The following is a 21,381-nucleotide window of genomic DNA, read 5'->3' as shown; positions in this document are numbered from 1 at the left end:
GGGGATGACGGGGACACGAAACATCCGAATACCCTGCCTGCGCCCGCCTGCATGCGACGGGTGCGGCACCTGCCCGGTCAAGCTGTCAACGCCGCCTTGATCTGCTGCAGCGAGGCCGGATCCTCGATCGTCGTCAGGTCGCCCGGATCGCGGCCTTCGCACAGCGCCTGGATGGAGCGGCGCAGCAGCTTGCCGGAGCGCGTCTTCGGCAGCAGCGGCACGAAGTGCACGCGCGCCGGACGCCCGACCGCGCCGAGCTGCTTGTCCACCACCGCCATCACTTCCGCTTCCAGCGCCTTGCGTCCCTCCGGCGTGGCCGCCGGTTCGGGGTTCTTCAGGATCGCGAACGCGACCGCCACCTGGCCCTTCAGCTTGTCTTCCACGCCGACCACGGCGACTTCCGACACGTTCGGATGACTGGAAATGCTTTCCTCGATCTCGCGCGTGCCGAGGCGATGGCCGGCGACGTTGATCACGTCGTCGGTGCGGCCGAGGATGAAGTAATAGCCGTCGGCGTCTCGGATGCCCCAGTCGAAGGTGGAGTACACCTGCTCCCTGAAGTTCGACCAGTAGGTCTTCACGAAGCGTTCGTCGTCGCCGAACACGGTCTGCATGCAGCCCGGCGGCAGCGGCCCCTCGATGACCACCACCCCCTTCTCGTTCGGGCCGCAGGCCTCGCCGGTGGATTCATTGAGCAGCTTCACGTTGTAGCCGTACATCGGCATGCCCGGGCTGCCGAGGCGGGTTGGCGTGTTCTCGACGCCGTGTGCGACGGTCAGGATCGGCCAGCCGGTTTCCGTCTGCCAGTAATTGTCGATGATCGGCACGCCCAGTTCCGACGAAATCCATTGCGAGGTCGGCTCGTCCAGCGGTTCGCCGGCGAGGTAGAGCGCCTTCAGCGACGACAGGTCGTACTTCTTCATGAACTCGGGTGGCTGCTTCTTCAGCACCCGCACCGCGGTCGGCGCGGAAAACATCCGCGTGACCTTGTACTTCTCGACGATGCTCCACCAGATGCCGGCGTCGGGACGGATCGGCAAGCCTTCGTACATGATGGTCGCCATGCCGGCGATCAGCGGGCCGTAGACGATGTAGGAATGGCCGACCACCCAGCCGATGTCGGAAGTGGAGAAATAGGTTTCGCCGGGATTGCCACGGGACGCCCAAGATATACTTCCATCTTCCATACGATCCGGCTCGTGTGGGTTGCCGCAGAAGATATGCTTCATCGACGCGGCCAGCGCCACCGCGTAGCCGCCGACGTCGCGCTGCACGCCCTTCGGCTTGCCGGTGGTGCCGGAGGTGTAGAGGATGTAGGACATCTCGTTCGACTCGAGCCATTCGACCGGCACCTCGGCCTTGAAGTGCTGTTCGCGCAGCGTCGAGTAATCCACGTCGCGGCCCGCCATGGTCGTCATCGGGACCAGGCCGCGGTTCACCAGCAGCACGTGCGCCGGCTTGTGCGCCGCGAGGCTGATCGCCTCGTCCAGCAGCGGCTTGTACGGCACCGCCTTGCCGCCGCGCGAGCCCGCATCGGCGGACACGATCAGCGCCGGTTTCGCATCGTCGATGCGGGTGGCCAGGCTGTTCGCGGCGAAGCCGCCGAACACCACCGAGTGCACCGCGCCGATGCGCGCGCAGGCCAGCATCGCGAAGGCGGCCTCGGCGATCATCGGCATGTAGATCAGCACGCGGTCGCCCTTGCGCACGCCGAGCGACTGCATGATCGCAGCGGTGCGCATCACTTCCGCCTGCAGTTCCTTGAAGCTGTAGACCTTCTCGGTGTTAGTCTCCGTGGAGATCGCGATCAGCGCCGGCTTGTCGCCCTGCCTGCCGGCCCAGCGGTCCACCGCGTTGTGGCACAGGTTGGTCTTGCCGCCGACGAACCATTTCGTGAACGGCGGCTTGCTGTAATCGAGCACTTGCCGGTAGGGCTCTTTCCAGTCGATCAGCCTGGCTTCGTTGTCCCAGAACGCCTGAGGGTTTTCGATGGAATTCTTGTAGAAGTCTGCGAAGTTCATGACGCCTCCGAATCGGATTGGACCCGTGCAGCAGGGTTTGCACGCGGAACGATTTTTCTGGTTATCGAGTATGCGAAGCGCGACTTACGTCGCACTTACGCTGGGCACAAAAAAAGCGCATCGGCGAGAGGGCCGTTGCGCTTTTTCGCGTTCATGACGGCGATGATGTTTCCTGCCGTCAGAACGCGTCGCCCGGAACGCGCACCCAGCCTTCCATCAGCACCCGCGCGCTGCGGCTCATGATGGCCTTGGTCACGCTCCATTCGCCGTTGACCCTGGCCGCTTCCGCGCCCACGCGCAGGGTGCCGGAAGGATGGCCGAAACGCACGGCTTTGCGCTCTCCGCCGCCGGCGGCAAGATTCACCAGCGTGCCGGGAATGGCCGCGGCGGTGCCGATCGCGACCGCGGCAGTGCCCATCATTGCGTGGTGCAGCTTGCCCATCGACAGCGCGCGCACCAGCAGGTCGACATCGCCGGCGGCAACCTTCTTGCCGCTGGAGGCGATGTAGTCCCTGGGCCTGGCGACGAAGGCCACCTTCGGCGTGTGCTGGCGCTTCGCGGCTTCGCCGATATCCTTGATCAGGCCCATGCGCACCGCACCGTACGCGCGGATCGTTTCGAACTTCGACAGTGCGTTCGCATCGCCGTTGATCGCGTCCTGCAGTTCGGTGCCGGTGTAGCCGATGTCTTCCGCATTCACGAAGATGGTCGGGATGCCGGCATTGATCATGGTTGCCTTCAGCGTGCCGACACCGGGCACCTCGAGGTCGTCGACCAGGTTACTAGTGGGGAACATGGAACCGCCCGCGCCCTCTTCCTCGGCCGCCGGATCCATGAATTCAAGCTGCACTTCTGCTGCCGGGAAGGTCACGCCGTCGAGCTCGAAGTCGCCGGTTTCCTGTACCTGTCCGTTGGTGACCGGCACATGCGCGATGATGGTCTTGCCGATATTGGCCTGCCAGATGCGCACCGTCGCGGTGCCGTTCTGCGGGATCCGCTTTGGATCGACCAGTCCGCTGCTGATGGCGAAGGAACCGACCGCCGCCGACAGGTTGCCGCAGTTGCCGCTCCAGTCGACGAAAGGCTTGTCGATCGACACCTGGCCGAACAGGTAGTCGACGTCATGGTCGGGCTTGCTGCTGGCCGACAGGATGACGGTCTTGCTGGTGCTGGAGGTGGCGCCGCCCATGCCGTCGATCTGCTTGCCGTACGGGTCGGGGCTGCCGATCACGCGCAGCAGCAGCGCGTCGCGCACCGGGCCCGGCACCTGCGCCGCCTGCGGCAGGTCCTGCAGGCGGAAGAACACGCCTTTGCTGGTGCCGCCGCGCATGTAGGTGGCGGGGATTTTGATTTGGGGTACGTGGGACATGTCTGGTTTCCATGGAAGGATGTTGGGTGGGCGGGGCCGCCGAGGCAGAGCGCAGCGAAACCCACCGTTTGACGCAACTCGAGCGCAGGGTGGGTTTCGCCGCTCTACCCACCCTGCGGTCCTTTATACCTACGCCGCCTTCGCGTTCGACTCCGCCAGGAAGTCCTGCGCAAAACGCTGCAGCACGCCGCCCGCCTCGTAGATCGACACTTCTTCCGCGGTATCGAGGCGGCAGGTCACCGCCACTTCAACCCGCTCGCCGTTCTTGCGGTTGATCACCAGCGTGAGGTCGGCGCGCGGTTTGCGCTCGCCGATCACGTCATAGGTTTCGGTGCCGTCGATGCCCAGCGTCAGGCGGTTTTCGCCCGGCTTGAACTCCAGCGGCAGCACGCCCATGCCGATCAGGTTGGTGCGGTGGATGCGCTCGAAGCCTTCGGCGACGATCGCTTCCACGCCGGCAAGACGCACGCCCTTGGCCGCCCAGTCGCGCGACGAACCCTGGCCGTAATCGGCACCGGCGATGATGATCAGCGGCTGCTTGCGTTCCATGTAAGTCTCGATCGCTTCCCACATGCGCGTGACCTTGCCTTCCGGCTCGATGCGCGCCAGCGAACCCGGCTTCACCGTGCCGTCCGGGTTGCGCACCATCTCGTTCTTCAGGGTCGGATTGGCGAAGGTGGCGCGCTGCGCGGTCAGGTGATCGCCGCGGTGCGTCGCGTAGGAGTTGAAGTCTTCCTCCGGCAGGCCCATCTTGGCGAGATACTCGCCGGCGGCGCTGTTGAGCAGGATCGCATTCGACGGCGACAGGTGGTCGGTGGTGATGTTGTCGCCGAGAACCGCCAGCGGCCGCATGCCCGACAGCGTGCGCGGATTGGCCGCGAGCGCGCCCTGGCCTTCCTTGTCCCAGTACGGCGGACGGCGGATGTAGGTGCTCATCGGACGCCAGTCGTACAGCGGCTTGACCACTTCGGCGGCCCCGCCCTTCTTCTCGAACATCGGAATGTAGACGTTGCGGAACTGCTCCGGCTTCACGCTCGACCTGACGATGGCGTCGATCTCGTCATCCGACGGCCACAGGTCCTTCAGCGTGATCGGCTTGCCGTCGGCATCGGTGCCGAACGCATCGCGTTCGATGTCGAAGCGCACCGTGCCGGCGAGCGCATAGGCGACCACCAGCGGCGGCGAAGCGAGGAAGGCCTGCTTCGCATACGGGTGGATGCGGCCGTCGAAGTTGCGGTTGCCGGAGAGCACCGCGGTCGCATACAGGTCGCGGTCGATGATTTCCTGCTGGATCTTCGGGTCGAGCGCGCCGGACATGCCGTTGCAGGTGGTGCAGGCGAAGGCGACGATGCCGAAACCGAGCTTTTCCAGGTCCTGCTTCAGGCCGGCTTCTTCCAGGTACAGCGCGACCGCCTTCGAGCCCGGCGCAAGCGAGGTCTTCACCCACGGCTTGCGGGTCAGGCCCAGCTTGTTGGCATTGCGCGCGAGCAGGCCGGCGGCGATCACGTTGCGCGGGTTGCTGGTATTGGTGCAGCTGGTGATGGCGGCGATGATCACCGCGCCGTCCGGCATCTGGCCGGGCACTTCTTCCCATTGGCCGGCGATGCCCTTGTTGGCGAGGTCGGTGGTCGCCACCCGCGCATGCGGGTTGGACGGGCCGGCCATGTTGCGCACCACGGAAGACAGGTCGAACCTGAGCACGCGCTCATACTGCGCATTCTTCAGCGTGTCGGACCAGAGGCCGGCTTCCTTCGCGTAAATCTCGACCAGCTTCACGTTCTCGTCGGGACGGCCGGTCAGCTTCAGGTAGTCGATGGTCTGCTGGTCAATCGAGAACATCGCCGCGGTCGCGCCGTATTCCGGCGCCATGTTGGAGATGGTCGCGCGGTCGCCCAGCGTCAGCGACGACGCGCCCTCGCCGTAGAACTCGAGATAGGCGCCGACCACCTTCGACTTGCGCAGGAACTCGGTAAGCGCCAGCACGATGTCGGTGGCGGTAATCCCCGGCTGGCGCTTGCCGGTGAGTTCCACGCCGACGATTTCCGGCAGGCGCATCCAGGATGCGCGGCCCAGCATCACGTTCTCGGCCTCGAGGCCGCCGACGCCGATCGCGATCACGCCCAGCGCATCGACGTGCGGCGTGTGGCTGTCGGTGCCGACCAGCGTGTCGGGGAAGGCGACGCCATCGGTCGCGTGGATGACCGGCGACATCTTTTCCAGGTTGATCTGGTGCATGATGCCGTTGCCAGCCGGGATCACGTCGACATTCTTGAATGCCAGCTTGGTCCACTCGATGAAGTGGAAACGGTCCTCATTGCGGCGATCCTCGATCGCGCGGTTCTTTTCGAAGGCTTGCGGATCGTAGCCGCCGCACTCGACGGAGAGCGAATGGTCGACGATCAGCTGCACCGGCACCACCGGATTGACCTTGGCCGGGTCGCCGCCGGCATCCGCGATCGCGTCGCGCAGGCCGGCGAGGTCGACCAGCGCGGTCTGGCCGAGGATGTCGTGGCACACCACGCGCGCGGGGAACCACGGGAAGTCGCGCTCGCGCTTGACCTCGATGATCTGCTTCAGGCATTCGGTGAGGATGGCGGGATCGCAGCGGCGCACCAGGTTCTCGGCATGCACGCGGGAGGTATAGGGCAGCTTGTCCCAGGCGCCCGGCTGGATCGCCTCGACCGCGGCGCGCGTGTCGAAATAATCCAGGTTGGTGCCCGGCAAGGGTTTGCGGTAGGCGGTGTTCATGGCTCGTGATAGATGAGTTTCGAGAGGCGAGCCCGCCGCGCGATGCGGGCGGGCTCGGACGCGTTTACTTGCGCTCTTTGATCGGCACGAATTTGAGGTCTTCCGGGCCGACGTAGTTCGCGCTCGGGCGGATGATCTTGTTGTCGATGCGCTGCTCGATGATGTGCGCCGACCAGCCGGAGGTGCGCGAAATCACGAACAGCGGGGTGAACATCGCGGTCGGCACGCCCATCATGTGGTAGGAGACGGCGGAGAACCAGTCGAGGTTCGGGAAAATCTTCTTGATTTCCCACATCACCGTTTCCAGGCGCTCGGCGATGTCGAACATCTTCATCGAGCCGGCATCCCGCGACAGCGTGCGCGCGACTTCCTTGATCACCTTGTTGCGCGGGTCGGACACGGTGTAGACCGGGTGGCCGAAGCCGATCACCACTTCCTTGTTCTCGACGCGGCGGCGGATGTCCGCTTCCGCTTCGTCCGGGTTGTCGTAGCGCTTCTGGATCTCGAACGCAACTTCATTCGCGCCGCCGTGCTTCGGGCCGCGCAGCGCGCCAATCGCGCCGGTGATGGCGGAGTACATGTCGGAACCGGTGCCGGCGATCACGCGGCCGGTGAAGGTGGAAGCGTTGAACTCATGCTCCGCATACAGGATCAGCGAGGTGTGCATCGCCTTGACCCACAGCTCGGACGGTTTCTGGCCGTGCAGCAGGTGCAGGAAGTGGCCGCCGATCGAATCGTCGTCGGTTTCCACCTCGATACGCTTGCCGTTGTGGCTGTAGTGGTACCAGTACAGCAGCATCGAGCCGAGCGAGGCCATCAGCTTGTCGGCGATGTCGCGCGCGCCCGGCGTGTTGTGGTCGTCCTTCTCCGGCAGCACGCAGCCGAGGGCAGACACGCCGCTGCGCATCACGTCCATCGGATGGGAGGCGGCCGGCAGCGCTTCCAGCACCGCCTTCACCTGCGCCGGCAGGCCGCGCAGCGACTTCAGCTTGGTCTTGTAGGCGGTCAGTTCGGCGACGTTGGGCAGCTTGCCATGCACCAGCAGGTGGGCGATTTCTTCGAATTCGCAGGCGTCGGCGACGTCAAGGATGTCGTAGCCGCGATAGTGCAGGTCGTTGCCGGTGCGGCCGACGGTGCACAGTGCGGTATTGCCGGCGGTGACACCGGACAGGGCGACGGATTTCTTGGGCTTGAAGCCTGCTGCTTGTTGTTCGCTCATTTACATCTCTCCTGGGAAAAATCTCGTTCTATTTACTTGGCCTTCTGCTGCGCAAACAGCGCATCCAGCTTTTGTTCGAAATCGTGGTAATTGATGCGGTCGTACAGCTCCATGCGCGTCTGCATGGTGTCGACCACGTTCTTTTGCGAGCCGTCGCGGCGGATCGCGGCGTACACGTTCTCGGCCGCCTTGTTCATCGCGCGGAAGGCCGACAGCGGATACAGCACGAGGCCGACGTCGACGCTCTTCAGTTCCTCGACGCTGTACAGCGGCGTGGCGCCGAATTCGGTGATGTTGGCCAGCACCGGCACCTTCACCGCATCGGCGAAGGTCTTGTACATCTCGAGCTTGGTGATCGCTTCCGGAAAGATCATGTCGGCGCCCGCTTCCACGCATGCCTGCGCGCGGTCGAGCGCGGCTTCCAGGCCTTCGACGGCGAGCGCGTCGGTGCGCGCCATGATCACGAAGTTTTCATCGGTGCGCGCATCGACGGCGGCCTTGATGCGGTCGACCATTTCCTGCTTGCTCACGATTTCCTTGTTCGGGCGGTGACCGCAGCGCTTGGCGCCGACCTGGTCCTCGATGTGGATCGCGGCCGCGCCGAACTTGATCATCGACTTCACGGTGCGGGCGACATTGAAGGCGGAGGAACCGAAGCCGGTGTCGACGTCAACCAGCAGCGGCAGGTCGCACACGTCGGTGATGCGGCGCACGTCGGTCAGCACGTCGTCGAGGTTGGAAATGCCGAGGTCCGGCAAGCCGAGCGAACCGGCTGCCACGCCGCCGCCGGACAGGTAGATCGCGCGATAGCCGGCGCGCTTGGCCAGCAAGGCGTGATTGGCGTTGATCGTGCCCACCACCTGCAACGGGGATTCTTCTTGTACCGCCTTGCGGAAGGCGGCTCCTGCGGAATTGAGACTCATGTCTTCACCTTGTGGGTAACTGTTTCAACGAAAGATGCTGGAGCCGTTATTGCAATCGCTATGCCACGACGTGACCAAGTGCAACTTTTTTCGCAACTTCAGCAAATCTTCCTTTTATTTCAATGACTTGGAGAAAAGCCGAAGTCATATCGGTTTCACCATCGCGTTTCAAACCGCGTTACAATTGAAACGCTGAAACGAAACTGAAACATGCGACTCCCTGCCCGCCCCGCCGCCGACGCGCCCGAGAAGCCGGTCATCTGGACCGTCTCGATCTCGCGCCTGTCCGACCTGTTCCGCGACATCACGCTGGAATTCGATGACCGCGCGACCATCGAGCCGATCAACCTCGGTTTCGAGGATGCGGTGCGCCACATCCGCGAGCGCCTCGACACCGAGCGCTGCGACGCCGTCATCTCGGCCGGCTCGAATGCGGCCTACCTGAAGAGCCGGCTGTCGCTGCCGGTGGTGATCGCCAAGGCCAGCGGCTTCGACGTGATGCAGGCGCTGGCGCGCGCGCGCAAGATCACGCCGCACATCGGCCTGGTGACCTACCAGGCGCCGATGCCCGAGCTGGCGGAGTTTCTCGATACCTTCGACCTGCCGATCCCGCAGCGCACCTATGCGACGGAAGAGGATGCGCGCGCGCAGATCAACGAGCTGAAGGCCGCCGGCGTGAAGGCGGTGGTCGGCGCCGGCCTGATCACCGACCTTGCGGAAGAGGCGGGACTGACCGGCGTCTTCGTGTATTCCGCCGCGTCGATCCGCCAGGCGTTCGAGGATGCGCTGGAAATCGCGCGCTTCACCCAGCTCGAGTCGGGACGCGGCCGCGCGCAGCCGGTGGCCGATACCCTGCGTGCCAAGCACGGGCTGAACGACCTGCGCGGCGACTCGCCGGCAATGCAGGCAGTGCGCCACTCGATCGAACTGTTCGCCAAGTCGCCGGCCACCGTGCTGATCCAGGGCGAGACCGGCACCGGCAAGGAACTGGCGGCGCAGGCGATCCACCGCGAAAGCCAGCGCGCGCGCTATCCGTTCGTCGCGATCAATTGCGGCGCGGTGGCGGAATCGCTGCTGGAATCGGAACTGTTCGGCTATGAGGAAGGCGCGTTCACCGGTTCACGGCGCGGCGGCCACGCCGGATTGTTCGAGGCGGCCAACCGCGGCACCCTGTTCCTCGACGAGATCGGTGAAATGCCGCTGCCGCTGCAGACGCGCCTGTTGCGCGTGCTGGAAGAGCGCGAAGTGGTGCGCGTCGGCGGCACCCGCCCGGTGCCGGTCAACGTGCGCATCCTCTCCGCGACCCATTGCGACCTGGACCAGCGGGTGAAGGACGGCCGCTTCCGCGCCGACCTGTTCTACCGGCTCGGCGTGCTGCGCATGTCGCTGCCGCCGCTGCGCGAGCGCAGCGAGGACCTGGTGGCGCTGGCGGAGTGGGGATTGAAGAATGCGCTGGCGTCGCTCGGCGCGCGGCCGCATGCGAACCTGTATGCGGAAATCCTCGCCTGCGCGCCGCTCCTCGCCGGCCATTCGTGGCCCGGCAACGTGCGCGAGCTGCGCAACCTGATGGAACGGCTGGCGCTGTTCCTCGCTGCCGAGCCATTGCAGGCGCTCACGCCGAGTTTCGTGCTCGCGGTCGCGCCCGAGCTGGCCGGGTCCGCACCGGTTGCAACGCCGGCAAGAAAGGCGGCAGCGCATTCCGAGCCGGTGCGGGAAGTGCTCGCCCGCTTCAACGGCAACCGCGAGGCGGCGGCGCAGTATCTCGGCATCAGCCGCACCACCCTGTGGCGTAAACTCAGCAAGGCGCAGGCTTGACGCATGGCGCGCCCCGAATTGGCCTATCATTGGCGTTTTGAGGCCTGACCATGCAAAACCCTTCCCGTCCCGACACGCCCTGTGTTGCCGTCTGCTCCACCACCTTCGACGACATCTGCCGCGGCTGCGGCCGTACCGTCGAGGAAGTCGCGAACTGGGTGTTCATGTCGCCGGAAGAGAAGGAGCGCGTGTGGCTCCGCATCACCGAGCAGGGCTATCCGCGCAGGAATTCGTAGCGCCCGCCGCCGCCCTCACCCGGCGCCTTTCCCTACAGCTGTCGGCCGATCAGCGACGAGGCCTGCTCCACCAGCTTTTCCGTCCACGGCCGGTTGCGCCATTCCTCCAGCGTGATGCGGCGCGAGCGCGCCCGGTCCTTCTCGAACACCGCTGCCTGCTCCCTTGCGAACGCTTCGTCGTACACGTTCAGGTTGGCTTCATCGTTCAGGCGGAACGAGCGGTTGTCGAAGTTCGTCGATCCGGTCGACACCAGGTAATCGTCGACCACCATCACCTTGCAATGGAACATGGTCGGCTGGTATTCGTAGATCTCGATTCCCGCCTCCAGCAGGCTGCCCCAGCGCGCACGCGACGCGCGCCGCACCACCTCGGCATCGATGTGTTCGCCCGGCGTGATGATTTGCACGCGCACGCCCCGGCGCGCCGCCGCCGCCAGTGCCTCGATGGTCAGGCTGTCAGGCACGAAATAGGAACTCGACAGCAGGATGCTCTGCTGCGCCGACGCGATGGTCAGCAGGTACATCAGGTGCATGCTCTCGCTGCCGCCCGTGGGGGAACTGCTGAACATCTGCGCCGCCGTGTCGCCGCTGCGTTCTATCCGGGGAAAATACTCGGCGCCATGCAGCACGCGGCCGGTCGCCTTCGTCCAGTTATCCATGAACACCGCCTGGAACTCGGCGACCGTGGGACCTTCGATGCGGAAGTGCGAATCGCGCCAGTGGTCGGGATCCTGCGCGTCGCCGCGCCATTTGTCGGCGATGCCGACGCCGCCGGTGAAACCGATCCTGCCGTCCACCACGAGCAGCTTGCGGTGCGTGCGATTGTTCACCCGCGACCAGTTGCGCCATGTCGGCGCGTGGTAGCGCTCCACCTCGACGCCGCCGTCGCGCATCAGCTCCAGCAGCGCGTCATCCATCCTTGCGCTGCCTACCCAGTCCAGCAGCACATGCACTTTGACGCCGGCCTGCGCGCGTTCGCGCAAGGCTTCCGCAAACATGCGCCCGACTTCGCCGGACCAGTAGATATAGGTTTCAAAGGTGATGGTGCTGCGCGCGCCGCGTATCGCCTCCAGCATCGCGGGGAAGATCCGGTCGCCGTTCTCCAGGTATTGCAACTTGTTGCCTTCCACCACCGCCGGCCCGAGCAGCACGCCCATGGTGCGCAAGTACTGCTGGTCGCGCACGCCATAGAGATTCTCGATCCGGGTTTCTATCCTCTTCTCGCCCTCGGCAAGATTGACGACCAGCAAGGTCAGCACGAGCGTGGCCAGGATGGCCGCGGCGATGTGCATGAGATTGAACCGGTTTTTCTCAGTCGGGAAAGGGCTGGACTTGCCCATTAAAAACTTGATCATGAGCACAGCATAGGCAAGCCTTGCATGCCCGTATTGCGCTTGATGAAGCTTTATGCTCGGATATTTGTTTCAGCAAGAAAAAAGCCGGCTGCGTGCAGCCGGCTTTCGCTTCACCCGCGTGCGTCACTCTTCCTTCGCGCCGTCGATTCCCAGTTCCTGGATCTTGCGGGTAATCGTATTGCGCCCGATTCCCAGCCGCACGGCGGCATCGTTCTTGCGGCCGTGCGTATGCTTCAGCGCGGTCTTGATCAGCGCCGATTCGAACTGCCGCCCCAATGCATCCATCACTTCCGGCTGTCCCGCCGCAAGCATCTGGGCGGCTTCGGATTCGAGCAGCGCAATCCAGCCCGGCTTTTCCGCAGCCCCGTTCGGCACCGGAGCGGCTGACTGCGCCGTCGGGAAGACAGAGGCGGCGGACATGTCCGGCGCAAACGATTCGGTCTGCATGGGCACGGATGGCGCGCCGGGCGCTACCGCGGGCACGATCGGACCAAGCGGCGGCGGCGGCACGAATTCCTGGCCGTGCGTCAGTTCCGGCGGCAAGTCCTTGATCTCGACCGTCTGCCCCGGCGCCATCACCGTGATCCAGTTGCACAGGTTCTCGAGCTGGCGCACATTGCCGGGCAGGTCGAGGCCGGCCAGGAACTGCATCGCGCCGTCGGACATGCGCTTGGCTTCGACGCCGAGCTGCCTGGCGCTCTGCGCAAGGAAGTGGCGCGTCAGCAGCGGAATGTCCTCGCGCCGCTCGCGCAGGCTCGGCAGGCGCAGGCGGATCACGTTCAGCCGGTGATACAAGTCTTCGCGGAACAGCCCCTCCTTCACCCGCTGCTCCAGGTTCTGGTGCGTGGCCGCGATCACCCTTACGTTCGCCTTCAGCGGCTGGTGGCCGCCGACACGGTAGAAGTGGCCGTCGGACAGTACGCGCAAGAGGCGGGTCTGCAGGTCGAACGGCATATCGCCGATTTCATCGAGGAAGAGCGTGCCGTTCTCGGCCTGCTCGAAGCGGCCGCGACGCATTGCCTGCGCGCCGGTGAAGGCGCCGCGCTCGTGGCCGAACAGTTCCGACTCCAGCAGGTCCTTCGGGATCGCGGCGGTGTTGAGGGCGATGTACGGCTGCGCGGAGCGCGGACTGTGCTTGTGCAGCGCGCGTGCAACGAGCTCCTTGCCGGTGCCGGACTCGCCGGTGATCAGCACCGTGACGTTGGACTGCGACAGCCGCCCGATCGCGCGGAACACATCCTGCATCGCCGGCGCCTGCCCGAGGATCTCGGGCGTGTCGGCCGCCGTCTGCTCGACATTCGATTCGCGCAGGCTCTCTTCGAGCGCGCGCCGGATCAGCTCGACCGCCTTGTCCACGTCGAACGGCTTGGCCAGGTATTCGAACGCGCCGCCCTGGAAGGCGGCGACCGCGGAATCGAGATCGGAGAAGGCGGTGATCACGATCACCGGCAGGCCCGGGTGCCTTGCCTTGACCGCCTGCAGCAGCTCGAGGCCGGATTCGCCCGGCATGCGGATGTCGGAGACCAGGACTTGCGGCACATTGTTCTGCAGCGCGTCCAGCGCGTCGCGCGCATTGGCGAAGCTGCGGGTCGCAAGGTTTTCGCGGGCGAGCGCCTTTTCCAGCACCCAGCGAATCGATTCGTCGTCGTCAACAATCCAGATTGGCTTCATGTTTTCTTATGCTTCCCGCGTTGGTGGCATTGCAGGCCGCCCCCTGGCAAAGTCAGGGCAGCGGTATCAGTATCCTGAAGTCCGTGCATCCCGGCCGGCTTTCGCATTCGATCACGCCCATGTGCTGCTGCACGAAGGTTTGCGCGAGCGTCAGCCCGAGTCCGCTTCCGCCATCCCTGCCGGATACCAGCGGGTAGAAGATGCGATCCCTGATATCGGGCGGGATGCCCGGACCATTGTCGATGATATGCAAGTCCAGTGCCAGCCTGTAACGCACCTTCGCCAGCGTGACCTGGCGCGCGACGCGGGTCTGGAAGGTGATCGCCGCGTCGCCGGCCTTCATGCGTGCCGACAGCGCCTGCGCCGCATTGTGCGCGATGTTGAGCACCGCCTGGATCAGCTGCTCCTTGTCGCCGCGGAATTCCGGCACCGACAGGTCGTAGTCGCGCCGGATCGCCAGGCCGTTCGGGAACTCCGCCATGATCAGGCTGCGCACCCGCTCGCACACTTCGTGGATGTTGACGTCGCCGACGATGTGCGGCCGGCGGTGCGGCGCGAGCAGGCGGTCGACCAGGGTCTGCAGGCGGTCGGCTTCCTTGATGACGACCTGGGTGTATTCGCGCAATTCCTTCAGGTGGCGCTCGGGCAGTTCCAGCTCGAGGAGTTGCGCGGCGCCGCGGATGCCGCCGAGCGGGTTCTTGATCTCATGCGCGAGGTTGCGGATGAGTTCCTTGTTGGCCTGGCTCTGGTCGAGCATGCGCTCCTCGCGGTCGAGCTTGAGCTGCTGTACGTTCTCGCGCAACTCGATCAGCACCGGCATGTCCGCATTGTCGAGCGCGGTGACGATCATGTGCACCTGCAGCGGCTCGCGGCCGACGCGTTCGAGCGTGAGATCGAGCCGCTTGTCGGCGAAACGGCGCTGCACCGCTTCCTGGAAGACCTGGGTCAGATGCTCGCCGTTCAGGAACAGGTCATCGAGCTTCTGCTGCGACAGCGCCTTGAACGAGCTTTCCAGCAGATTCTCTGCCGCCGCATTGGCGTAGGTGATGCGGCTGCCGGCATCGAGGATGACCACCGCCGACGACAGCAGGTCGAGTCCGTCCAATGAGATCGGGGATGTTTTCACGTCGCTGGATCCAGTCAATAAAAAAGGGCCGCATCACGCGGCCCTTGTCATGCAAGCGTCATACCTGCCCTATTTTAAGTTACCGATCTCGCGTTTCAACGCGTCGATGTTCTTTTCGGTGCGCTCGATGTCTTCCTTCATCGCCGCCACGCGTTCCTGGTACTTCGCATAATTGCGCTCGTCGCCGCGCCGCTCCGGCTCGCCGTTGTTGTAATCCTTCTTCAGGTTGGCCAGCTTCTGCTCCTCGCTCTTCATCTCGTCGAGCAGGATCTGCTTGCGGTCGTTGTCGCGCGCCTTCTGCGTGCCGCCGTCAACCCTGGGAAAATCCGCCGGACCGCCGGATGCCGGCTTGGCCGCCGCCGTCTGCGTCGCCGCGGCCGCCTTCTTCGGCAGCGCCGGCGCCGGGATCATCGTGATGCCCGGCAGGTCAACCTTCTTGCAGCCCTTGGTGATGCCGGTGTTCTTGTATTCCTTCTTGCCGGTGTCGTCGACGCAAAGGTATACGTCGCTCTGCGCCTGGGCGTACCCGTGCGCGGCAATCAGCAGCAGCAAGCCGAACAATTGTCGCTTCATCATCTTTCTTCAGGGAAACTATAGGGGCGCTTATTAGTTTAGGATAAGAATCAATGCTTTACAAACACTCCCGCTTGGATCGCTTTCGGCTGCAACAGTTTCCCGAGGCAAAAAAAACGGGGAAAACCGAAGTTTTCCCCGTTTCATGAGCAGCGCCGCCTGACGGCGCGATGCCGATTACAGCGAGTAGTACATGTCGAACTCGATCGGATGCGTCGTCATGCGGAAGCGCTGCACTTCCTGCATCTTCAGCTCGATGTAAGCGTCGATCATGGTGTCGCTGAATACGCCGCCGCGGGTCAGGAACTCGCGGTCCTTGTCCAGGTACTCGAGCGCCTGCTCCAGCGAATGGCAAACGGTCGGGATCAGCGCGTCTTCTTCCGGCGGCAGGTGGTACAGGTCCTTCGATGCCGGCTCGCCCGGATGGATCTTGTTCTGCACGCCGTCCAGGCCTGCCATCAGCAGGGCCGAGAAGCAGAGGTAAGGATTGGACAGCGGATCCGGGAAGCGTGCCTCGACGCGGCGGCCCTTCGGGCTGGCGACGTGCGGAATACGGATCGATGCGGAACGGTTCTTGGCGGAGTAAGCCAGCTTGACCGGTGCTTCGAAGCCCGGAACCAGGCGCTTGTAGGAGTTGGTGCCCGGGTTGGTGATCGCGTTCAGCGCGCGTGCGTGCTTGATGATGCCGCCGATGTAGTACAGCGCGAACTCGGACAGGCCGGCATAGCCGTCGCCCGCGAACAGGTTCTGGCCGTCCTTCCAGACGGACTGGTGAACGTGCATGCCGGAGCCGTTGTCGCCGACCAGCGGTTTCGGCATGAAGGTCGCGGTCTTGCCGTAGGTGTGGGCGACGTTCCAGATCACGTACTTCATGTTCTGGGTCCAGTCGGCGCGCTGCACCAGGGTGGAGAACTTGGTGCCGAGCTCGTTCTGGCCGGCGCCTGCCACTTCGTGGTGGTGCACTTCAACCGGGATGCCCATCGCTTCGAGGATCAGGGACATTTCGGAACGCATGTCCTGGAAGCTGTCGACCGGGGGAACCGGGAAGTAGCCGCCCTTGACGGTCGGACGGTGGCCGGTGTTGCCGCCTTCGAGTTCCTTGCCGGTGGACCAGGAAGCTTCTTCGGAGCCGATCTTGACGAAGCAGCCGGACATGTCGACCTTCCAGCGCACGTTGTCGAAGATGAAGAATTCGGGTTCCGGGCCGAAGTAGGCGGTGTCGCCCAGGCCGGAAGATTTCAGGTAGGCTTCGGCGCGCTTGGCGATGGAGCGCGGATCACGGTCGTAGCCCTTGCCGTCGGACGGCTCGATCACGTCGCACTGCATGAACATCGTGGTCTCTTCCATGAACGGGTCGATGTTCGCGGTGCTCGGATCCGGCATCAGCAGCATGTCGGACGCCTCGATACCCTTCCAGCCGGCGATCGAGGAACCGTCGAATGCGTGGCCGGACTCGAACTTGTCCATGCCAAACTGCGAAACCGGAACGGTCACGTGCTGTTCCTTGCCCCGGGTGTCAGCAAAGCGGAAGTCAACGAATTTCACTTCGTTTTCTTTCGCCATCTTCAAGACGTCAGCGGCCGTCATTGCCATGCGAATCTCCTAAAATGATGAGCAGAGTGGTACGGTACTTGAGAAATTGGTTTGAGCCGACTTGCCTTCACTAGCGCGAAAACCGCGATACACGTCGAAGTGCGACCAGAACACAGCGGGCAATGATAGCAGATTCCATGCCACCACCTTGAGAAAAAACAATATCGCCTGCACCGCAATGAAGCATGCGACTTAGCTGAAATAGTGCGCAGATGAAAGGGTTTTGGTGCGAAAACCGGAAATAACGAACCTCCCCAATCTAGTGCATTTTTCGGATCTTGCACAACTTTGGTGAGCGCGCTTGCGTTTGTGCCCTTTTTTGGTGCAGCCTTTGTCCTTCCGCCGGAGCGGATAAAATACGAGAAACACAAGCCTCGGGAACAAGCATGGATATCCTCGAAACCGCCCGCGAGCGCGGATCGGAACAGCAGCTTCCGTATGCTGGCGCCGTCACACCCGCCGAAGCCTATGCGCTTCTGCAGCAGCATCCTTCCGTGAAGCTCGTCGACGTCCGCACCAACGCCGAGCGCGACTGGGTCGGGCGGGTTGCACTTCCTGAAAAGCAGCATGGCGCGGTGCAATGGAACCTCTATCCGGGCGGCACTCCTAATCCGGAGTTCCTCGACCAGCTTGCCCGCGTTGCATCGAAGGATGAGGTGCTGCTCTTCCTGTGCCGCTCCGGCGTGCGCTCGCGCCACGCGGCGAAGCTGGCCACCGAGAACGGTTATGTCCACTGCTTCGACATCCTCGAAGGCTTCGAAGGCGACAAGGACGCGCAAGGCCATCGCAAGACGGTAGGCGGCTGGTGCAAGGCCGGGCTGCCCTGGATCGGCGCGTAGGCTGTGTTTGACAAGCGTAGCGAGCGGCCCGGGTTGGCGTCGGGTAGCGCATGCGTACGCGAGGTCCGCAGAGCAACACAGCCATCAATCCGGTTCGCGCAGTAGCTTGTCAACACAGCCTGGTGGCCTGCTAATTCGGTGACAGGAAAAAGTGATGCAACGGGCGTCAGGTGCTTTCGGCAGCCGCGGTGACAGTGCGGACTTTCGCGAGGACTGACGGCGGCGCATGGCGTCCGTTTCATCGCTTTTTGTCAATGAATCAGTGACTCAGGCCACTAGGCTACTCCATCAATCCCTGCACCCGCCGCCGCACGAAATTGATGTGGCTGCGCAAGCCATACAGCTCGTCGGCGAACGACAGCGGGATGGAAATGCGGTTCACCCTTTCCTCGATATCGTTCAGGCGCGCCAGCTGCGCCGGATATACGTCTCGCTTGCGCTCCGGCGGCACATCCTCGATCGCCTGCTCGACGGCACGCAACTGGCCATACCAGCGGAACACCCTTGAGCGCACCTTCCACACGTACAAGGGCGGGATGATGCGCGACAGCGGCAGGATCAGCGCACCCAGCGCCACCACCACCACCCACATGCGCTCGAAGAAATTCGCGAGCCAGAACGGCAGGTAGCGCTGCAGCAGCGGCGGGCCGTTCTTGTAGAATCTCTCCGCGGCCGGCGCCACCCGGATTTCCGTGTAGCGCGCGGTCGGGAATTCGTCCTTCTTGCTGAACCAGCCGGCGCCGCCGTGAATGCCGGCGGCCGCCTGCACGAACAGGTTGACCAGCGCCGGATGCAGGTCTTCGCGCGCGACGAGCGTGGCGGTCGGCGCGATCAGGTGCACATCCCTGGGCGGCAGGTCACGCCCGAAGTCGACGATACCGCGCGGCAGCACCACATGGGACAGGAAGGGAAAGCGGCGCGTGTAGGCTTCGGCCTGCACGAAATCGAAGAGCCGCACGCCCGGCGTCTGCAGCAGCATCTGGATCAAGGGGGCCTCCGGCGCGGAGCTGAACACGAGGCCGTCGATGCGGCCGGCGAGCAGTTCGACGGTGGCGGGGGTGTTCTCCAGCGTGCCGAGCTTTACGCCGGCGGCGTCGACACCGTTGACCGCCAGGATCTTGCGGAACAGTTCCGGCACGCCGGTGCCTTCCGGACCCGCGTTGACTTTCAGCCCCTTCAGCTGCGCAAGCCGGCTCACGTTCCGGCCTTCGCGCAGGAACAGCCAGACCGGTTCCGTGAACAGGCTGCCGAGCGACACCAGACCCTCTTCCTGCACCTCTTCCACCCGCGTCGATCCGCTCTGGACGAATGCGATGTCGACGCCGGAGCCGCTCTCCTTCAGGCGCTGCAGGTTTTCCTGCGACCCCAGGGATGGCGTGAGCACGACCTCGATGCCGTTTCGCCGCAGGGCCGCGGCATACTTCTTTCCGAACGCTTCGTATGCGCTGTTTTCCTGCCCGGTCGACAGCGTCACCCGTTGCGGCGGCGACGGATCGACCAGCCAGTAGGCAAGCAGGCAGGTGAGCGCGACGGCGACAAGCGCCGGCCCGGACGCGACCAGGAAATCGCGCACTGAAAAGCGGGTGAACTTGAGGATGGATGGCATGCGCGACCCAAAGAAATGCATCGGTCACACCATGCCAAGAAAGCTCCTGCCGTGCAAGTGGCGGCGGAGGCGGACGGCGCTTATGCAGCGCGGCGCACTGGCCTCAGCGGTTAATGATGGTGGGGTGCCGGGCGCCGAAGCCGGCGGCGCGCGCGCGTGCGGCATGCCGGCCGTCGCTGGCGCCGTCATCCGCGAGAAACTGTGCGGCGACGGCAAACCACTCCTCGACCGACAGCACCCGCCGTGCGAGCGGAATCAGCTCGCGCTCTTCCCTCTCGATGCGCACCGCCAGGCAGTCGCAGTAGCGCTGCATCGCATGACATAGCTCGCCCACCTTGAGCGTGCCGGAGCCGGCCGCGCCCGAAAGCTGGTCGCCGACCGCACGCAGGTAGCTCATGCCCTTGGCGCTCAGCGCATCCAGTTCGGCAACCAGCATCTCGGCTTCCCTGCCGGCACCGCGCAGCGCGGGGATCAGGTAACGCTCGAGCTTGCGCGTGCGGAAGTACTTCTCGCACTGCAACAGCTTGCTGAACGCCGTTTCGAGAAAGGAAAAATCGATGGCTTGCAGTCCCTTCCAGGAGGACTGGAGGTATTGCTGCAGCCGGGAAAGCCTGGAACGGGTCTTGTCTTGTTCCGCCGACATGGCGACGAGTGAATACGTGGCAGTTAACATTGTTACTCCATGATTCTGTAACTGCGTGACACAACCGGGATCGGAGAAATCCGGGCGTTGCACTACAAAAACAGGGGAGAGAAAGCTGGAAAAAAACGCGTTGGGAGAGTATAGGCGCGCCCTTCCCGGCGCTTTTGAGATTTCTCAAATGCCACTTGAAATTCGGTCAATTCACCCGGATTGTGTACCCAAATTGCACTCTTCTTCCGGGAAGAGGAACAGCGGAAGATAACCGGCAGAGCGCCCCGAGAAAAAAGAAACGGGGCAAGGCCCACCCGGCACTTGCCCCACGGCACAACGACTTTCCGTTACTTAGTTCAGCTTCGCCGCGTGCTCTCTTGTTGCATGGAAAGTGAGCTGGGGCCAGCGTTCCTGGGTCAGCTTCAGGTTCACGCCGGAAGTGGCGAGGTAGGCCATGTTGCCGGAGGCATCAAAGGCGATGTTGCTGCCGGCGGAAGACTTCTCGAAATCCGCCAGCGCCTTCTTGTCGTCCGACGAGATCCAGCGCGCGCTGCTGATGCTGGTCCCTTCAAATACCGCGTCCACGCCGTACTCGTTCAGGAGCCGGCTGGCCACCACCTCGAACTGCAGCACGCCGACCGCGCCGAGGATCAGGTCGCCGCCGTGCACCGGCTTGAACACCTGCACCGCGCCCTCTTCCCCGAGCTGCTGCAAACCCTTGTGCAGCTGCTTGATCTTGAGCGGATTGCGGATGCGCACCGAGCGGAAGAAGTCCGGCGCGAAGTACGGAATCCCGGTGAACTGCAACAGTTCGCCTTCCGAGAAGCTGTCACCGATCTGCATGTTGCCGTGATTCGGCAGGCCGATGATGTCGCCCGCATACGCCTCTTCCACCTGCTCGCGGCTGGAAGCCATGAAGGTCACCACGCTGGAGACCTTGATCTCGCGATTCAGGCGCAGGTGCTTGATCTTCATGCCACGCTCGAAGCGGCCGGAGCAGACGCGCAGGAAAGCGATACGGTCGCGGTGCGCCGGGTCCATGTTGGCCTGGATCTTGAACACGAAGCCGGAGAACGGCGCCTCGGTCGGCTCCACCGCGCGCACCGTCGCATCGCGGTGGCGAGGCGCCGGCGCCCAGTCGAGCAGCGCATTGAGGATTTCGCGCACGCCGAAGTTGTTGATCGCGGAACCGAAGAACACCGGTGTCTGCCTGCCCGCCAGGAACTCTTCCAGGTCGAAGGGATGGGACGCGCCGTGCACCAGCTCCACTTCCATCTTGAGCTGTTCGATTTCCAGCGGGAACATTTCCGCCAGGCGCGGGTTGTCGATGCCCTTGACCACCTCGAACTCCTGGTCCGCGCGCTCCTCGCCCGCCTTGAACAGGAGGATCTCGTCGCGCAGCAGGTGGTAGACGCCGCGGAAACTCTTGCCCATGCCGATCGGCCAGGTCACCGGTGCGCACTGGATCTTGAGGACCGATTCCACCTCGTCCAGCAGCTCCAGCGGATCGCGGGTTTCGCGATCCATCTTGTTCATGAAGGTCAGGATGGGCGTGGCGCGCATGCGGCAGACATTGAGCAGCTTGATGGTCTGCTCTTCCACGCCCTTGGCGGCGTCGATCACCATCAGCGCCGAGTCCACCGCGGTCAGCAC

At 64.0% G+C, this 21,381-nt stretch carries 16 protein-coding genes; 3 read left to right on the top strand and 13 right to left on the bottom strand.

Annotated elements, in window-relative coordinates:
* Positions 1-77: 77 nt before the first annotated feature.
* The 5 genes from VEC01_RS07575 to prpB all read right to left on the bottom strand — a co-directional run bounded on the left by VEC01_RS07575 (position 78) and on the right by prpB (position 8,280).
* On the bottom strand, positions 78-2,021 hold the full coding sequence (locus tag VEC01_RS07575; protein ID WP_324900197.1) for a propionate--CoA ligase: 1,944 nt from the start codon (positions 2,019-2,021) through the stop codon (positions 78-80).
* Positions 2,022-2,199: 178 nt separating this feature from the next.
* Positions 2,200-3,390 (bottom strand): 2-methylaconitate cis-trans isomerase PrpF, encoded by a 1,191-nt coding sequence (gene prpF / locus VEC01_RS07570; protein WP_324900196.1) that lies wholly within the window; start codon positions 3,388-3,390, stop codon positions 2,200-2,202.
* A gap of 129 nt (positions 3,391-3,519) precedes the next feature.
* Positions 3,520-6,138, bottom strand: a complete 2,619-nt coding sequence (gene acnD, locus VEC01_RS07565; protein WP_324900195.1) for a Fe/S-dependent 2-methylisocitrate dehydratase AcnD — start codon at positions 6,136-6,138, stop codon at positions 3,520-3,522.
* Between the two features lie 64 nt (positions 6,139-6,202).
* Complete coding sequence (gene prpC / locus VEC01_RS07560; RefSeq protein ID WP_324900194.1) at positions 6,203-7,357, bottom strand: bifunctional 2-methylcitrate synthase/citrate synthase; 1,155 nt, start codon at positions 7,355-7,357, stop codon at positions 6,203-6,205.
* Between the two features lie 32 nt (positions 7,358-7,389).
* On the bottom strand, positions 7,390-8,280 hold the full coding sequence (gene prpB / locus VEC01_RS07555) for a methylisocitrate lyase (RefSeq protein WP_324900193.1): 891 nt from the start codon (positions 8,278-8,280) through the stop codon (positions 7,390-7,392).
* A gap of 210 nt (positions 8,281-8,490) precedes the next feature.
* Between prpB and prpR the strand changes: the two genes are divergently transcribed.
* Complete coding sequence (gene prpR, locus VEC01_RS07550) at positions 8,491-10,095, top strand: propionate catabolism operon regulatory protein PrpR (protein WP_324900192.1); 1,605 nt, start codon at positions 8,491-8,493, stop codon at positions 10,093-10,095.
* A gap of 50 nt (positions 10,096-10,145) precedes the next feature.
* A complete protein-coding gene (locus VEC01_RS07545) occupies positions 10,146-10,331 on the top strand; it encodes a DUF1289 domain-containing protein (RefSeq protein ID WP_324900191.1) in 186 nt (61 codons plus the stop codon).
* A 32-nt stretch (positions 10,332-10,363) separates the two neighbouring features.
* Here the strand turns inward: VEC01_RS07545 and cls are convergent, their stop codons facing one another.
* The 5 genes from cls to glnA all read right to left on the bottom strand — a co-directional run bounded on the left by cls (position 10,364) and on the right by glnA (position 16,649).
* A complete protein-coding gene (cls, locus tag VEC01_RS07540; RefSeq protein ID WP_324900230.1) occupies positions 10,364-11,623 on the bottom strand; it encodes a cardiolipin synthase in 1,260 nt (419 codons plus the stop codon).
* Between the two features lie 186 nt (positions 11,624-11,809).
* Entirely contained in the window at positions 11,810-13,357 is a 1,548-nt protein-coding gene (gene ntrC, locus VEC01_RS07535; protein ID WP_324900190.1) for a nitrogen regulation protein NR(I), read from the bottom strand.
* A 52-nt stretch (positions 13,358-13,409) separates the two neighbouring features.
* Complete coding sequence (gene glnL, locus VEC01_RS07530; protein ID WP_324900189.1) at positions 13,410-14,483, bottom strand: nitrogen regulation protein NR(II); 1,074 nt, start codon at positions 14,481-14,483, stop codon at positions 13,410-13,412.
* 69 nt (positions 14,484-14,552) lie between these two features.
* Positions 14,553-15,056, bottom strand: coding sequence for a DUF4124 domain-containing protein (locus tag VEC01_RS07525; protein ID WP_324900229.1), 504 nt, complete (start codon positions 15,054-15,056; stop codon positions 14,553-14,555).
* Between the two features lie 177 nt (positions 15,057-15,233).
* Positions 15,234-16,649, bottom strand: a complete 1,416-nt coding sequence (gene glnA, locus VEC01_RS07520) for a type I glutamate--ammonia ligase (RefSeq protein WP_324900188.1) — start codon at positions 16,647-16,649, stop codon at positions 15,234-15,236.
* A gap of 386 nt (positions 16,650-17,035) precedes the next feature.
* Here glnA and VEC01_RS07515 point away from each other — a divergent pair, with 386 nt between their 5' ends.
* Positions 17,036-17,488, top strand: coding sequence for a rhodanese-like domain-containing protein (locus tag VEC01_RS07515; RefSeq protein WP_324900187.1), 453 nt, complete (start codon positions 17,036-17,038; stop codon positions 17,486-17,488).
* A 280-nt stretch (positions 17,489-17,768) separates the two neighbouring features.
* On the opposite strand, the gene VEC01_RS07510 is transcribed toward VEC01_RS07515, so the two are convergent.
* The 3 genes from VEC01_RS07510 to VEC01_RS07500 all read right to left on the bottom strand — a co-directional run.
* Entirely contained in the window at positions 17,769-19,094 is a 1,326-nt protein-coding gene (locus VEC01_RS07510) for a TAXI family TRAP transporter solute-binding subunit (RefSeq protein ID WP_324900186.1), read from the bottom strand.
* 103 nt (positions 19,095-19,197) lie between these two features.
* Complete coding sequence (locus tag VEC01_RS07505) at positions 19,198-19,767, bottom strand: hypothetical protein (RefSeq protein ID WP_324900185.1); 570 nt, start codon at positions 19,765-19,767, stop codon at positions 19,198-19,200.
* A gap of 312 nt (positions 19,768-20,079) precedes the next feature.
* Positions 20,080-21,381, bottom strand: a 1,302-nt coding sequence (locus tag VEC01_RS07500) for a peptide chain release factor 3 (RefSeq protein WP_324900184.1), incomplete at its 5' end; no start/stop codon positions are given.

The organism is Noviherbaspirillum sp., assembly GCF_035627455.1.
Classification (GTDB): domain Bacteria; phylum Pseudomonadota; class Gammaproteobacteria; order Burkholderiales; family Burkholderiaceae_D; genus Noviherbaspirillum.
Note: the sequence above shows the minus strand (reverse complement) of the source record. Positions and strands in the feature narration are given on the sequence as shown.

Coding starts and splice junctions, on each gene's coding strand:
- acnD (WP_324900195.1), bottom strand. CDS start 6,138: ATGAACACCGCCTACCGCAAACCCTTGCCGGGCACCAACCTGGATTAT.
- VEC01_RS07510 (WP_324900186.1), bottom strand. CDS start 19,094: ATGCCATCCATCCTCAAGTTCACCCGCTTTTCAGTGCGCGATTTCCTG.
- prpF (WP_324900196.1), bottom strand. CDS start 3,390: ATGTCCCACGTACCCCAAATCAAAATCCCCGCCACCTACATGCGCGGC.
- prpB (WP_324900193.1), bottom strand. CDS start 8,280: ATGAGTCTCAATTCCGCAGGAGCCGCCTTCCGCAAGGCGGTACAAGAA.
- cls (WP_324900230.1), bottom strand. CDS start 11,623: ATGCACATCGCCGCGGCCATCCTGGCCACGCTCGTGCTGACCTTGCTG.
- prpR (WP_324900192.1), top strand. CDS start 8,491: ATGCGACTCCCTGCCCGCCCCGCCGCCGACGCGCCCGAGAAGCCGGTC.
- VEC01_RS07525 (WP_324900229.1), bottom strand. CDS start 15,056: ATGAAGCGACAATTGTTCGGCTTGCTGCTGCTGATTGCCGCGCACGGG.
- VEC01_RS07545 (WP_324900191.1), top strand. CDS start 10,146: ATGCAAAACCCTTCCCGTCCCGACACGCCCTGTGTTGCCGTCTGCTCC.
- glnA (WP_324900188.1), bottom strand. CDS start 16,649: ATGGCAATGACGGCCGCTGACGTCTTGAAGATGGCGAAAGAAAACGAA.
- VEC01_RS07515 (WP_324900187.1), top strand. CDS start 17,036: ATGGATATCCTCGAAACCGCCCGCGAGCGCGGATCGGAACAGCAGCTT.
- VEC01_RS07575 (WP_324900197.1), bottom strand. CDS start 2,021: ATGAACTTCGCAGACTTCTACAAGAATTCCATCGAAAACCCTCAGGCG.
- VEC01_RS07505 (WP_324900185.1), bottom strand. CDS start 19,767: ATGTTAACTGCCACGTATTCACTCGTCGCCATGTCGGCGGAACAAGAC.
- prpC (WP_324900194.1), bottom strand. CDS start 7,357: ATGAGCGAACAACAAGCAGCAGGCTTCAAGCCCAAGAAATCCGTCGCC.
- ntrC (WP_324900190.1), bottom strand. CDS start 13,357: ATGAAGCCAATCTGGATTGTTGACGACGACGAATCGATTCGCTGGGTG.